The organism is Bacillus sp. KNSH39 (genome assembly GCF_052656585.1).
In genome coordinates, this window is sequence record NZ_JBQXYO010000001.1 from 353,670 (window position 1) to 367,719 (window position 14,050).

The 14,050-nt window shown below is 34.2% G+C and carries 14 protein-coding genes; 12 read left to right on the forward strand and 2 right to left on the reverse strand.

The features are described 5' to 3' along the window. The first annotated feature begins 71 nt into the window (after positions 1 to 71). The 10 genes from ACUL40_RS01725 to ACUL40_RS01770 all read left to right on the forward strand — a co-directional run bounded on the left by ACUL40_RS01725 (position 72) and on the right by ACUL40_RS01770 (position 10,554). Positions 72 to 752 (forward strand): MgtC/SapB family protein, encoded by a 681-nt coding sequence (locus ACUL40_RS01725; protein WP_000119510.1) that lies wholly within the window; start codon positions 72 to 74, stop codon positions 750 to 752. A 96-nt stretch (positions 753 to 848) separates the two neighbouring features. Then, positions 849 to 1,370: a GNAT family N-acetyltransferase gene (locus ACUL40_RS01730; protein ID WP_000511208.1), complete on the forward strand. Its 522-nt coding sequence runs from the start codon at positions 849 to 851 to the stop codon at positions 1,368 to 1,370. Positions 1,371 to 1,667: 297 nt separating this feature from the next. Next, a complete protein-coding gene (locus tag ACUL40_RS01735; RefSeq protein WP_088338910.1) occupies positions 1,668 to 3,476 on the forward strand; it encodes an IucA/IucC family protein in 1,809 nt (602 codons plus the stop codon). 60 nt (positions 3,477 to 3,536) lie between these two features. After that, complete coding sequence (locus ACUL40_RS01740) at positions 3,537 to 5,375, forward strand: IucA/IucC family protein (protein ID WP_016124465.1); 1,839 nt, start codon at positions 3,537 to 3,539, stop codon at positions 5,373 to 5,375. Continuing rightward, a complete protein-coding gene (locus ACUL40_RS01745) occupies positions 5,362 to 6,600 on the forward strand; it encodes an AMP-binding protein (RefSeq protein WP_000909573.1) in 1,239 nt (412 codons plus the stop codon). Before ACUL40_RS01740 ends, ACUL40_RS01745 begins: the two co-directional genes overlap by 14 nt. Further along, the gene (asbD, locus tag ACUL40_RS01750; protein WP_445422922.1) at positions 6,597 to 6,872 is read left to right on the forward strand and encodes a petrobactin biosynthesis protein AsbD; all 276 of its coding nucleotides are present in this window, start codon (positions 6,597 to 6,599) and stop codon (positions 6,870 to 6,872) included. The genes ACUL40_RS01745 and asbD overlap by 4 nt, the downstream gene beginning before the upstream one ends. 23 nt (positions 6,873 to 6,895) lie before the next feature. Beyond that, the gene (locus ACUL40_RS01755; RefSeq protein WP_000200730.1) at positions 6,896 to 7,879 is read left to right on the forward strand and encodes a DUF6005 family protein; all 984 of its coding nucleotides are present in this window, start codon (positions 6,896 to 6,898) and stop codon (positions 7,877 to 7,879) included. A 37-nt stretch (positions 7,880 to 7,916) separates the two neighbouring features. Next, positions 7,917 to 8,759: a sugar phosphate isomerase/epimerase family protein gene (locus ACUL40_RS01760; protein ID WP_000877685.1), complete on the forward strand. Its 843-nt coding sequence runs from the start codon at positions 7,917 to 7,919 to the stop codon at positions 8,757 to 8,759. Between the two features lie 124 nt (positions 8,760 to 8,883). Further along, positions 8,884 to 9,090 carry an alpha/beta-type small acid-soluble spore protein gene (locus ACUL40_RS01765; RefSeq protein WP_000113545.1) on the forward strand — a complete coding sequence of 69 codons (207 nt, stop codon included), beginning with the start codon at positions 8,884 to 8,886 and terminating at the stop codon, positions 9,088 to 9,090. A 234-nt stretch (positions 9,091 to 9,324) separates the two neighbouring features. Then, positions 9,325 to 10,554, forward strand: coding sequence for an MFS transporter (locus ACUL40_RS01770; RefSeq protein ID WP_445422946.1), 1,230 nt, complete (start codon positions 9,325 to 9,327; stop codon positions 10,552 to 10,554). A gap of 53 nt (positions 10,555 to 10,607) precedes the next feature. Here the strand turns inward: ACUL40_RS01770 and ACUL40_RS01775 are convergent, their stop codons facing one another. Next, positions 10,608 to 11,222: a LysE/ArgO family amino acid transporter gene (locus tag ACUL40_RS01775; protein ID WP_445422921.1), complete on the reverse strand. Its 615-nt coding sequence runs from the start codon at positions 11,220 to 11,222 to the stop codon at positions 10,608 to 10,610. Positions 11,223 to 11,340: 118 nt separating this feature from the next. Between ACUL40_RS01775 and ACUL40_RS01780 the strand changes: the two genes are divergently transcribed. After that, the gene (locus ACUL40_RS01780) at positions 11,341 to 12,783 is read left to right on the forward strand and encodes an aminotransferase-like domain-containing protein (protein ID WP_000439422.1); all 1,443 of its coding nucleotides are present in this window, start codon (positions 11,341 to 11,343) and stop codon (positions 12,781 to 12,783) included. A 12-nt stretch (positions 12,784 to 12,795) separates the two neighbouring features. After that, on the forward strand, positions 12,796 to 12,963 hold the full coding sequence (locus ACUL40_RS01785; protein ID WP_000816389.1) for a DUF3933 family protein: 168 nt from the start codon (positions 12,796 to 12,798) through the stop codon (positions 12,961 to 12,963). Positions 12,964 to 13,075: 112 nt separating this feature from the next. On the opposite strand, the gene ACUL40_RS01790 is transcribed toward ACUL40_RS01785, so the two are convergent. Further along, positions 13,076 to 14,041, reverse strand: a complete 966-nt coding sequence (locus ACUL40_RS01790; protein ID WP_000686807.1) for a patatin-like phospholipase family protein — start codon at positions 14,039 to 14,041, stop codon at positions 13,076 to 13,078. Positions 14,042 to 14,050 lie beyond the last annotated feature (9 nt).

Genomic DNA, 14,050 nt, shown 5'->3' on the forward strand with positions numbered 1-14,050 from the left:
GAATTGATATCATAAAAGAGTTATAGTGAGTTATTCTAAGGGAAACATTGTAAAGTAAGGAGAATAGGAATATGTCATATGAATTTTTACTCAAATTAGGTTTAGCACTCTTTTTAGGATTATTCATCGGGATAGATAGGCAGCTAAAGAATAAACCACTTGGTGTGAAAACAAGTATGGTTATTTCTGTAGCAAGTTGTTTAATTACGATGGTTTCAATTGAATCTGTGCATGTATATTCTGTTCCAGGACATACAAATATGGATCCGATGCGACTGGCCGCTCAAATTGTTAGTGGAATTGGTTTTCTTGGCGCAGGTGTCATTTTACGAAGAAGTAATGACGTTATTTCTGGATTAACAACAGCTTCTATGGTGTGGGCTGCTTCAGCTTTAGGAATCGCAATTGGTGCGGGATTTTATTTACAAGCGACAGTTGCTATGGTTTTAATTATTTTAGCGATTAATGTACTTCCGCAACTTGTGAAAATTGCAGGACCGTATTCATTAAGACAAAAGGATTTATCTATAAAAATTACTGTTAAAGAGCATCATGAGTTAGATGGTATATTTAAGCAAATTAAAAATTTAGGCATGCATGTGAAACGCGTGAAAATTAAAGATATAGATAGTGGAGCATTTCAGCAACTAGAGATGGTTATTTTAGCTCCAGAAGATTTATATACAACAGAATTATATAGTTCCCTGAAAGAGATTGATCGAGTAGTTTCAGTTGAAGTGGAAAGTAGATAATTGTGATAAAAAAGAGTGAAGTGAATTCACTCTTTTTTATTTGGATTTTTAAGGAATGAAATTGATATAATGATGAGTAATAAAGGGGGAGAAATGATGGGAATACATATTAGAAGAGCAATAAAGGATGATATACAAGGTATAGCAAAGGTGCATGTCGATAGTTGGAAAGCAACGTATAAAGGGATATTTGCTGACGAAATTCTAGATAATATAGCATATGAGAAACGAGAAAAACAATGGGAAGATATTTTTCAAAAAGAGGGTAATCATCAATTTAGATTTGTAGCAGAGAATTTAAATGGAGAAATAGTTGGATTCATCGATGGGGGAGTAGAAAGAACTGGTACATATAATTGTGATGGAGAATTATATGCAATCTACCTTTTACAAGAGTATCAAGGAATGAAAATAGGACAAAAGTTATTTCAAGCTTTATTATCGGATTGTATAAATAATGATATGCAATCACTTTTAGTTTGGGTTGTTACGAATAATCCTTCTAAAAAGTTTTATGAAAAATTTAACCCAGAAAAAATTGATACAAAATTTTTAGAGCGATTACAGGTAGAAGAGACAGCATATTGCTGGAGAGATATAAATAATATTATTATGTAAATTTTATGTTTGAAAGAGGTATACCAATTAAGGTATACCTCTTTTGTTTAAACATTTTGGATAGATTACTAATGAAAAATAGTAAGTATGTAGTTTGAAACTGAGTATTTTTTTGTGTATTTTTAACTAGATTAAAGAAAAGAGGGAAAACAATAAAAATTAAAGCAGATAAAAAAATTCTGAAATATACTATTGAATTGAATATCATTATCAATTAGAATCATAGTTGATAACGATATTCAATTATCAATTGTAATATGAAATTCTCATAGCGTTAATATAAAGAGGAGGACCAACATGCAGCATGCGAAACAAATCGCAGAACATGCAACATTACAAAGCTTTTTAAACTGTTATTTAAGAGAAACAGGGAGTGGAGAATGGATTACAGAGGATGAAAGAATGAAGAGTATCTTCAGTAATACGTTGAATAGAGATACAGTCCCCACATATTTATGTTGTCGGCTATCGGCACAGAACGTTACTTTGTATGGAGAAGTTATATATAAATCATCAACAGATCGCCATTTGTTTGGAGAACAATTTTATTATCAAATTGGAGATAGTAATTCTGTTATTACAGCAGATTACGTTACAGTTATTACATTTTTAATAAAAGAGATGTCTATCAACTACGGAGAAGGAACGAATCCTGCGGAACTTATGCTTCGAGTCATTCGTAGTTGTCAAAATATTGAGGAATTTACAAAAGAGAGAATAGAAGATAAATCCGCATTATACGGTTTCCATACAACTTTTATAGAAGCGGAGCAGTCTTTATTATTTGGGCATTTAACTCATCCTACACCAAAGAGTAGACAGGGGATATTGGATTGGAAAAGTGCAATGTATTCTCCAGAATTAAAAGGAGAATGTCAGCTTCATTATTTTCGGGCACATAAAAGTATAGTAAATGAAAAATCATTATTATCAGATTCTACAACAATGATTATAAAAGAAGAATTAAGCAATGATGAGACGGTTAGTAAGGAATTTATAGCGAAGTACTGTAAGGAAGATCAATATGCATTAATTCCAATTCACCCGCTTCAGGCAGAATGGCTCTTGCATCAAGCTTACGTACAAGATTGGATAGTTCAAGAATTGCTTGAGTATATTGGACCTGTAGGTAAGTATTATATGGCAACATCATCACTAAGGACACTGTATCATCCCGATTCGAAGTATATGCTTAAGTTTTCATTTCCGGTGAAAGTAACGAATTCAATGCGTATTAATAAACTGAAAGAACTTGAGAGTGGTCTTGAAGGGAAGGAAATGTTAAATACGGCTATTGGTGAAGTACGAGAAAGATTTCCAGGATTTGATTTTATTTGTGATCCAGCCTTTATTACATTAAATTATGGAACACAAGAATCTGGATTTGAAGTAATTATTCGTGAGAATCCTTTTTATAGTGAACATGCAAACGACGCAACATTAATTGCTGGGCTAGTTCAAGACGCTATACCTGGAGAGCGTACGCGGTTATCGAATATTATTCATCGTCTAGCAGATTTAGAAAGTAAAAGCTGTGAAGAAGTAAGCTTAGAGTGGTTTAGACGATATATGAATATTTCTTTAAAGCCAATGGTATGGATGTATTTACAGTATGGTGTTGCATTAGAAGCTCATCAGCAAAATAGCGTTGTTCAGCTAAAAGATGGTTATCCGGTCAAATATTATTTCCGTGATAATCAAGGATTTTATTTCTGTAATTCAATGAAAGAAAAGCTTAATAATGAATTAGCTGGTATTGGAGAACGTACTGGAAATTTATATGACGACTATATTGTGGATGAGAGATTTCGTTACTACTTAATTTTCAATCATATGTTTGGCCTCATTAATGGTTTTGGCACAGCAGGATTAATTAAGGAGGAAATTCTTCTCTCGGAATTAAGGTCTGTACTTGAATCATTTCTTCCATATAACCGGGAACCTTCTACATTTTTAAGAGAATTATTGGACGAAGATAAGTTAGCGTGTAAAGCAAATTTACTAACGAGATTTTTCGATGTCGATGAGTTAAGTAATCCATTGGAGCAAGCTATTTATGTGCAAGTACATAATCCACTCGTTAGAGAAGTGGCTGTTCGTTCATAAATAACGTTAAAATTTCACGTAATACAAATAATGGTATTTTGTCATAAGGTGGAGGGTTTTATGAGAGTGGACATGTATCATACGAAAGTATTGAAGGCGCTCGAATCAGAAGATTACATTTCAGTACGAAGAAGAGTGCTACGTCAATTAGTAGAATCGTTAATTTATGAGGGGATTATTACACCGGTTCGCATAGAAAAAGAAGAACAACTTCTTTTTCTAATACAAGGACTTGATGAAGAAGACAAAAGTGTCACGTACAAATGCTATGGCAGGGAACGGATGACATTTGGACGTATTTCTTTAGACTCATTAATAGTAAGAGTCCAAGATGAACAGCAAGAAATACAGTCTGTCTCGCAATTTCTAGAAGAAGTTTTTCGGGTTACTAGTGTAGAACAAGCTAAATTAGATTCTTTTATGCACGAATTAGAACAAACAATATTTAAAGACACGATTGCACAATATGAAAGAAATAATAAGAGAGAATATACTCAAAAATCTTACGATGAGTTTGAAAGCCAATTAATAGATGGCCATCCATATCATCCTAGTTATAAAGCACGTGTTGGATTTCAATATCGTGACAATTTTCAATATGGTTATGAATTTATGCAGCCAATAAAACTCATATGGATTGCAGCACATAAGAATTATGCGACTGTAGGTTATGAGAATGAAGTGATGTATAACAACATTTTAAAAGAGGAGATTGGCGATCGTAAATTAGAAGAGTTTATGGAACGAATTCGTAATAAGGGATGTAATCCAAAACAGTACGTGTTTATACCTGTTCACCCATGGCAGTGGGAGAATTTCATCATTTCAAATTATGCGGATCATATACAGGGTAAATTTATTATTTATTTAGGAACATCAGAGGACGATTATTGCGCGCAACAGTCAATGAGAACGTTAAGAAATATTACGAGTCCAAAGAAACCGTACGTTAAATTATCGATGAATTTACTCAACACTTCAACACTTCGTACGCTGAAACCATACTCTGTTGTAAGTGCACCAGTAATATCAAATTGGTTAAATGATGTTGTAAGTAATGACGCCTATTTAATGGATGAAGCACGTTTAATCTTGTTAAGTGAGTTTTCAAGTGTAACGTATGACACGAATAAGAAAGCTATATATGGTTCATTAGGATGCATTTGGCGCGAAAGCGTTCACAAGTATTTAGATGCACAAGAGGATGCAATTCCTTTTAATGGTTTATACGCTAAAGAGAAAGATGGTACACCAATTATTGATGCGTGGTTGAATAAATATGGAATGAAGGATTGGCTACAATTACTTATTCAAAAAGCGATAATACCAGTTATACATCTTGTTGTAGAGCATGGCATCGCACTGGAATCACATGGACAAAATATGATTCTAGTCCATAAAGAAGGGGTGCCTGTTCGTATTGCGTTAAAGGATTTTCATGAAGGGCTTGAGTTTTATCGTCCATATTTGAAAGAAGTTGACAAATGTCCCGACTTTACTAAAATGCATAAAACATATGCGAATGGAAAAATGAATGATTTCTTTGAAATGGATCGCATTGAATGTTTGCAAGAGATGGTGTTAGATGCACTATTTCTGTTTAATTTAGGAGAATTAGCATTCGTACTTGCGGATGAGTATGGATTGAAAGAAGAACATTTTTGGATGATGGTTGTTGAAGAAATTGAAAATCATTTAAGAATATATCCACATTTGAAAGGTAGATTTGAAAATATTCAATTATATGCACCTACATTCTATGCTGAACAATTAACGAAACGTCGATTATATATGGATGTGGAATCGCTTGTTCATGAAGTTCCAAATCCATTGTATAGAGTAAGACAACTTATGAAACAAAAATCAGCTGTTACAGGGGGAAATTATGCTAATCGTTAATAAACAAGAGTATAGCAAAAGTGATTTTGAATTGAGATTACAAGTTTATGAGGAAATGGAACAATTTCAAAAAGCAGAAGGAAATAGATTTGCACTTTGTCTGAAAGATCCATTCGATATTATTACGCTTGTGTTTTTCTTAAAAGAAAAGAAATCATCAGTATTACTTATACATGAAGATACGCCAAAAGAAACGGCTATTGAAATGGCAAAGCGTGCGAATTGTGTAGGGATTTTATATGGAGAATATGGCGATTTTACAAAATTAGAAGTAGGGAACTTTTTACTAGAAGAGCCTTCTTTATTGCAATATAGTTCGGGAACTACGGGAGAACCGAAACTGATTCGTAGAGCATGGACGGAAGTTGATACAGAAATTACTGCCTATAATGAAGCTTTAAACTGTGAAGTAGATGAAGTGCCAATCGTTATGGCTCCTGTTTCACATTCATACGGACTAATATGTGGTACGTTATCAGCAATTACGAGGGGGAGCAAGCCTGTAATCATTACGAACAAAAATCCTAAATTCGCATTAAATATAGTTCGCAATACAGAAAAACATATTATATATGCAGTACCACTTATGTTACACATTATGGGGAGTTTTCCATTAGGAACGTTCCAGTTTCATAAAATTATGACATCAGGATCGCCTTTGCCAGAAGCACTATTTTATAAACTAAAAAAAATGACAACATATATGATGCAGCAATACGGTTGTTCTGAAGCAGGTTGTATTAGTATATGTCATGATATGAAAAGCCATTTAGATTTAGGAAACCCTCTACCTCATGCAAGTATAAGCATAGGTTCAGATGAAAATGCACCGGAAGAAATCGTCGTGAAAATGAATGATAAGGAAATTTTCACGAAGGATTTAGGGTATAAATCTGAGCGTGGCATTCATTTTATGGGGCGTATGGACGATGTAATTAATGTCTCAGGATTAAAAGTCTTTCCTATAGAGGTAGAAGAAACGATGCTTCGATTGGAAGGTGTGCAAGAGGCAATTGTATATCGGGGGAAACATCCTGTGATGGGCGAAATAGTTAAAGCGAAAGTGATCTCTCATGTTGATCCAGTGAAAATAAGAGAATGGTGTATTCAGCACTTACCTTCTTATAAAGTTCCGCATGAAATTGAAAGTGTAAATGAAATTCCTAAAAATAAAACTGGAAAAGTAAGTAGAAAGTTACTAGAGATGGGAGAGGTTACAACATGAGACGGGAAGCGTTAAAGAATGCCGTGTTAAAAATTATGATAGAAAAAATGGAACTGAAAAATGTAACGCATTTAGAAGAAACGATGCGCTTAAATCAAGATTTATATATAGATTCGGTAATGATGTTACAGCTTATTGTATACATAGAAATGTATGTAAAGCTATGCGTTCCAGAGGATGAGGTAGACCCAAAGGCATTTCTTACTGTAGGATCTTTGCTTGATTTTATGGAAGAGTTAGAGCCGTTACAGGAAGTAAATGTGAATAACTAACTTTTAGGAAAGTGGATGAGAGTATGACTTCAATTAAAGTGCACTGTTTAGTGAGTTGTTTTTGTGAAATTATAAAAAGGCGTAGCGACATTGATTTTCGTCCATTTTATTTTGGACTATGGGATGGAGATTTTGATATAACACAAGGCGGAATTATTTCATATCACTCTGAAAACATTAACCATGATCATTATTTACTTTGGTTTGAAAAATTGTACGGTATTAAAGTAAACGAATGGTATGATCATGCAAAAGATAAAGATAGCAATGTAGAAACGTTTTTAGAATTAGTAGAAAACAAGCCGGAAAATCGTTATGTCATTGTAATGGTTGATATGTCTCTATTACCAGAGAGGGAAAATAAATTTCATCAAAAACCGTTTCCACATTATTTAATGATATCAAAAACAGAGAAAGAAGAAGAGTGGTTCATGCTAGATCCTGATTTTCGTTGGGAAGGAAATATGGAAAGAGAAAAAGTACTTCACTCTATTCAAGATAACCCATTTGGTGGAGGTTATTTCATTGATATAGAAGGAATTGGGGAGCCAACGCAAGAAACAGTAGCTAGTTATTTCACAGAAACATTCAAAAAGAACGAAAATGAACTGACTATGGAACTGAAAAATTTAATTGTAAAAATGGCAAATGAGGAAGAAGGATATGCGCTTTCTGGACTTGTAGCAGCAGTAAAACAAATACCAGTACTTGCAATTCGTAAATATAGTTATGAGCATGCCTTTGCATACTTCCGTGAAACGTTGCAATATTCGGAGCAAGAATTTGATTATTGGTGTGATCGGGTAGAGGATATTGTACAAGGATTTACAAATGTACAGTATCGTGCAATTAAAATGGCAATGACGAATAATAAAGGTATGCTAGTATCGATTATTGAAAAACTGGATGAAATGAATGCAATTGAACTGCAAATTAAGAAGGAATTAGAGAGACAGTTTCTATCATGGAAAGGTATGAAAACAAATCAATCTGTCGCAACTCTTTAATAAGCTAACTGAATTTAAGATAGGGGAGTTTAATACTATGAAATATTCGCTATGTACCATTTCATTTCGTCATCAATTAATTTCATTTACTGATATTGTTCAATTTGCATATGAAAACGGTTTTGAAGGAATTGAATTATGGGGGACGCATGCACAAAATTTGTACATGCAAGAACGTGAAACGACAGAACGAGAATTGAATTTTCTAAAGGATAAAAACTTAGAAATTACGATGATAAGTGATTACTTAGATATATCATTATCAGCAGATTTTGAAAAAACGATAGAGAAAAGTGAACAACTTGTAGTACTAGCTAATTGGTTTAATACGAATAAAATTCGCACGTTTGCTGGGCAAAAAGGGAGCAAGGACTTCTCGGAACAAGAGAGAAAAGAGTATGTGAAGCGAATACGTAAGATTTGTGATGTGTTTGCTCAGAACAATATGTATGTGCTGTTAGAAACACATCCCAATACACTAACGGACACATTGCCTTCTACTATAGAGTTATTAGAAGAAGTAAACCATCCGAATTTAAAAATAAATCTTGATTTTCTTCATATATGGGAGTCTGGCGCAGATCCAATAGACAGTTTCCATCGATTAAAGCCGTGGACACTACATTACCATTTTAAGAATATATCTTCAGCGGATTATTTGCATGTGTTTGAACCTAATAATGTATATGCTGCAGCAGGAAGTCGTATTGGTATGGTTCCGTTATTTGAAGGTATTGTAAATTATGATGAGATTATTCAGGAAGTGAGAGGTACGGATCTTTTTGCTTCCTTAGAATGGTTTGGACATAATTCAAAAGAGATATTAAAAGAAGAAATGAAAGTATTAATAAATAGAAAATTAGAAGTAGTAAGTTCGTAATGTGAAATGATGTGAGAGTCTCGTTTTAGAGGCTCTTTTTTTATGGTGAAAAATAACCAAAAATTTCCATGTATTTTAATTTGAATTTAACACAATTTATATATAAATAAGGAGGTGATTGGTAATGGCTAGAAATCGTAATTCTAATCAATTAGCATCACATGGAGCACAAGCAGCTTTAGATCAAATGAAGTATGAAATTGCACAAGAGTTCGGTGTACAACTTGGAGCTGATACTTCTTCACGTGCAAACGGTTCTGTAGGCGGTGAAATCACAAAACGCCTAGTAGCGATGGCAGAACAACAGCTTGGTGGCGGATATACTCGCTAAATGTATAAGGTTATAGGAGAAAGGAAGGATTCTTCCTTTCTTTTTTTTCAATTAATTGGTATGGATATATAGTGAACAGAATTCAAAGAATAGAAGTAATACTATATTTTACCCAATTTCTTTTGTTGTGAATGGGAAGTATTAAAGATGTAATAGCCCTGGTGGAATGAAAATTATGTTCCAGCAGGGCTATTATATGGTAAGAAATATATGATGAAAGGTTCCGAAATCAACATGTTAAAAAAAGAAAACTGTTGTTTAATTGCGCTTGCATCAGTTCCACTTGTCATGACATTAGGGAATTCAATGCTCATTCCAATCTTGCCGACAATTGAAAAGAAATTACATATTTCATCGTTTCAAGTATCCATGATTATTACAATTTACTCTATCGTAGCCATTTTACTTATACCGATTGCTGGTTATTTATCAGATAGATGGGGACGAAAGATGGTAATGGTTCCGAGTTTGCTGATTGCGGCTATAGGAGGAGCTATAACTGGTTGGGTATCTTGGAAAGTTGATAATCCCTACACTTGGATATTAATCGGTAGAGCGATTCAAGGTATTGGTGCTGCTGGGGCAATGCCGGTTGTTATACCGTGTGTTGGTGATTTATACAAAGACGAAAAACAAGTTAGTACAGGCCTGGGAATTATTGAGACATCCAATACATTTGGAAAAGTGCTGAGCCCTATTTTAGGATCTGCTCTTGCTGCCATTGTATGGTTCTTACCATTTTGGGCGATTCCAGTTTTATGTGTCATATCAATTGTTTTGTTGCTTGTTCTAGTAAAGGCAAAGAAACAAGAAGGAGAAGTACCACCACTTAAAGAGTTTATAAAATCTATTCTGTCTACGTTTCGAGAAAAAGGAAGATGGTTAATTGCCATTTTTACATTAGGTGCAATTATTATGCTTATTTTATTCGGAATTCTCTTTTATTTGTCGACTATACTGGAATCAAAGTATGACATTCATGGTATATGGAAAGGGTGTGTGCTTGCTATCCCGTTACTTGTACTGTCACTTAGTTCATATATGGCCGGTAAAAAAATTGGAGATAATCAAAATGTTATGAAGAAGTGTATTTATATTGGTTTTTTAATGGCAGCTGCATCAGTCATCATTCCTTTATTTATAAAAGGGATTTATTTACTACTTCTTTGTCTCGTTATTATGGGGATAGGGATTGGTATGGCACTCCCATGTTTAGATGCCCTCATTACACAAGGAATTGAAAAGGAGCAAAGGGGAACGGTTACGTCATTTTATAGTTCAATGCGATTTATCGGTGTAGCAGCTGGACCACCTTTATATTCTTTTTTCATGAAAGGGGCGGACCATGAAGTGTTTTATTTGACAAGTATTTTCGCTGCCATTGGTGCTATCATAGCAATCATTTGGATTAAACCAGCAAAGGATGCAAAGACGGTAAAACAGAAACCAGAGCCTACTTCATAATTTGTAAGAGAATTGCATGATGTTTTGAGTAACATGCAATTCTCTTTCGTTCATTAAGAATAAATAACTTGTTTTAACATATAAAGCGCGACACCCCATATGATGAGACCAGAAAATTTATTTAATAATAAAATTGTCTTTCCGGTTGAGTCTAGTCTTTTTAGAAATTTCCCCGCTAACGCTAAGCTTATAAACCAAATCCAAGAAACGATAATAGTTGCAAGTGTGAAAGCCCATTTTTCACTTCCTATGTATTGAATAGAATTTGTTCCAATTACACCGATTGTGTCTAAAATAGCATGTGGATTTAATAACGAAACGGATGCTGCGAAAAGGATTTGCTTTTTTAAGGGCATACTTTTTTCTTGTTTTACATCGTTGGAAGGGTTACTTCTCCAAATAACAAAGCCCATGTATAGGAGAAAGAAAAATCCAATTATATATAACGAGTTAGTTAGCCAAGAAAAAGTAAGGAGTACAAGGGAGACACCTTGCACTGCAATCAATATGAGTAACGTATCACATATAGAGGCAGTTAATACTACAGGGGCTGCCCTCCAAATGTTTGGTTGGCTCGCACCTTGGTTAAAGACAAAAACATTTTGTACACCTAATGGAATGATAAGTCCAAATGCAAGAATGATACCATGAATAATTGCTTTACTCATCATATTACCTCCTATTTTAATTCATTATGATAGTGTATATTGTATAGAAGAAATGAAAATTTGTATCCATCCATATGGTTGGGGAGGTTACCAACCAAAAAGAATATAAGGTGATATAATGGAAAGATTCGTTTGGAAACCGAATATGTCTCTAGCGACTCCTCTGTATAAACAAATAGAAACGTATATAAAAGAAAGGATCGTTAATGGAGAATGGACCGTTGGAACGAAATTACCTTCACAAAGAGATTTGGCACATACATTTGGTGTGAATCGAAGCACAATTGTAATGGCTTTCGGTGAACTAGTTGCAAAGGGATACATAGAAGGGAATGGCAGGAAAGGAACAATTGTTGTAAATAATAATGAGAATGCTTCAACTTACGCACCCCCGCCTAATTGGCAGTCTTATGTAGAAACAGGACTTCATTATCCGAATCTCCCAGCTATTCAGGAGATTAATCAAGCTGAATTTTATCCACATGTAATTCGATTAGGAACAGGTGAGCTCGCGCCGAGTCTCTTACCTGAGAAAAAGATGAAAGAAATTATGAATAAGCTTTTAAAGTCAAATGTGACGCTTGGGTATGAAGAGCCGAAAGGAAATTTTTATTTAAGGGAAAAGATTTCCGAATACTTAAAGGGGCATGGTATATGTGTATCTCCTGACTCTATATTAATTGTTTCAGGAGCAATTCAAGCGCTGCAACTTATCTCTATGGGGCTTCTTCCAAAAGGGGCATCCATCTTATTAGAAAAACCATCCTATTTATATTCGCTTAATGTTTTTCAATCCGCAGGAATGCGTTTCATTGGAATACCAATGGATGAGAACGGTTTAAATACATCATATATTACAAAATATAAGAAGCAATTTAATGCATCTATTTTATATACAATCCCGTCTTTTCATAATCCAACGAACTTTAGTATGAATGCGAAGAGACGAATAGAAGTGATGGAAATATGTAATGAAATTGGATTACCTATTATAGAGGACGCAGTGTATCAAGACTTATGGTTTGATGCACCTTGTTCGAAACCTTTAAAAGCCTATGATAAAAATGGAATCGTACTACATATTGGAAGCATGTCCAAAGTAATTAGTCCAGGGTTAAGAATTGGATGGATTGTTGGACCTGAGCCAGTAATTCAAAGATTGTCAGACATAAAAATGCAAACAGATTATGGTTCAAGCACTATATCCCAGCAAATTGCAGCAGAGTGGTTTACAAATGGTCTATATGATGAGCATTTGCGCTTTGTAAGAAGTGAATTGAAAAAACGAAGAGATTTTATGTTACTAATGTTAGATAAATATCTTCGTGAAATAGCAACTTGGCATGAACCAACAGGGGGATTTTATATATGGGTACATATAAAAGTAACCATTTCATATCGCAGTTTATTTGATAAAGCTCTGCAAGAAAAGGTTTTATTAAACCCAGGTACTTTATATGATAGAAGTGCAAATCAATTTTTGCGCCTATCGTATTCATACGCAACGTTAGAAGAAATTGAAATAGGTATAAAAAAACTTGCACAACTAATGAAAAAGTAAGAGGAGAAAGTAATGAAACAATATGTAATTTGCCAAATGATCAATGGAGAAAAATATTTAGCTGCTTATGCAGAGACGAAGCAAGAAGCGATTGAAAAAGCAGAACTGTTAGGATTAAGAACGGGAAATCGTTACATAGTTATTACTGCAGAGGAAGCCGAAGGGTTAACGTATCCTTAAACAATGTACGAGATTATATAATAATAAATAAGTCTAGTAATATAAGAAATTACTAGGCTTATTTATTATTAAGTTGTTAAACGTTCTCGTATTTATAAGCAGAGTAATAATATTATGAGTCAAGTTGACGAAAAAATCGATTTGTCTTTCGGTCTTGATTTCCTTTTCTATATTCATCGATATATTGCCTAAAGTTCCAAGCTTGTAAAAATTTATTAGCAGAGTTATAACCAGAATTGTAAAGCCATTCTTTTTCTTCCTTTGTCAGTTCAAAATTAGTACTTGTAATCGTTCCTGTTGGAATTGTAATCGTTCTTGCTTTTGATTCCTTATCTAAATGACGTAAATCATGAGCTTGCATCATTGTTTTAAATAGTCCTTTGAACATGGAAATAGGCTCGTTATAGTGAGCAGGATCAGCTTGAATCTCATCTTTTACAAAATGAAATCCGAAAGTCGGCCAGCGAGGAGCGGTAGGTGAATCGAAGATCCAAATTGGATAATTACTTAGAATTCCTCCATCAACCATATAACAAGGCTGTTTCCATTTTGGAGTTCTCCATTTTACCGGTTCAAAGAAGAAGGGGATTGTACTACTCATTCTTACCGCTTTAGCGATAGAGAAGCGATAATTTAAAAATCCGTAGTTTGGTAAGTCGTCAGGAAAGACAACCATTTTACCATTACTAATATCAGAGGCGATGATTTTGAGTTTGTTTAGATCCGGTAAATCAGTAAATAAATGAACACCTTTTTTTCGAAGTAATTCTTCAATCCATTCTTCTATAAATACATTAGAATATATACCTAGAGTAGTCCATGCACTGAGTCCCTTGCCGATAAAAGGAATTCTATCAATAAAAGTTCTTTTCGTAAATTTATTATAATCAATATCAGTTATAATCGTTTTTAACTCTGAACAAGAATATCCTGCCGCTAGGAGCGCTGCAATAATCGAACCAGCCGATGTACCAGCTACACGTTCCCATTCATAACCTTTTTCGGCTAACGCGCAAATTGCCCCGACATGCGCAATACCGCGCACACCGCCTCCTTCAAAAACACCATCAATCTTCATTAAACATAC

Coding starts and splice junctions, on each gene's coding strand:
- ACUL40_RS01725 (WP_000119510.1), top strand. CDS start 72: ATGTCATATGAATTTTTACTCAAATTAGGTTTAGCACTCTTTTTAGGA.
- ACUL40_RS01730 (WP_000511208.1), top strand. CDS start 849: ATGGGAATACATATTAGAAGAGCAATAAAGGATGATATACAAGGTATA.
- ACUL40_RS01735 (WP_088338910.1), top strand. CDS start 1,668: ATGCAGCATGCGAAACAAATCGCAGAACATGCAACATTACAAAGCTTT.
- ACUL40_RS01740 (WP_016124465.1), top strand. CDS start 3,537: ATGAGAGTGGACATGTATCATACGAAAGTATTGAAGGCGCTCGAATCA.
- ACUL40_RS01745 (WP_000909573.1), top strand. CDS start 5,362: ATGCTAATCGTTAATAAACAAGAGTATAGCAAAAGTGATTTTGAATTG.
- asbD (WP_445422922.1), top strand. CDS start 6,597: ATGAGACGGGAAGCGTTAAAGAATGCCGTGTTAAAAATTATGATAGAA.
- ACUL40_RS01755 (WP_000200730.1), top strand. CDS start 6,896: ATGACTTCAATTAAAGTGCACTGTTTAGTGAGTTGTTTTTGTGAAATT.
- ACUL40_RS01760 (WP_000877685.1), top strand. CDS start 7,917: ATGAAATATTCGCTATGTACCATTTCATTTCGTCATCAATTAATTTCA.
- ACUL40_RS01765 (WP_000113545.1), top strand. CDS start 8,884: ATGGCTAGAAATCGTAATTCTAATCAATTAGCATCACATGGAGCACAA.
- ACUL40_RS01770 (WP_445422946.1), top strand. CDS start 9,325: ATGTTAAAAAAAGAAAACTGTTGTTTAATTGCGCTTGCATCAGTTCCA.
- ACUL40_RS01775 (WP_445422921.1), bottom strand. CDS start 11,222: ATGAGTAAAGCAATTATTCATGGTATCATTCTTGCATTTGGACTTATC.
- ACUL40_RS01780 (WP_000439422.1), top strand. CDS start 11,341: ATGGAAAGATTCGTTTGGAAACCGAATATGTCTCTAGCGACTCCTCTG.
- ACUL40_RS01785 (WP_000816389.1), top strand. CDS start 12,796: ATGAAACAATATGTAATTTGCCAAATGATCAATGGAGAAAAATATTTA.
- ACUL40_RS01790 (WP_000686807.1), bottom strand. CDS start 14,041: ATGAAGATTGATGGTGTTTTTGAAGGAGGCGGTGTGCGCGGTATTGCG.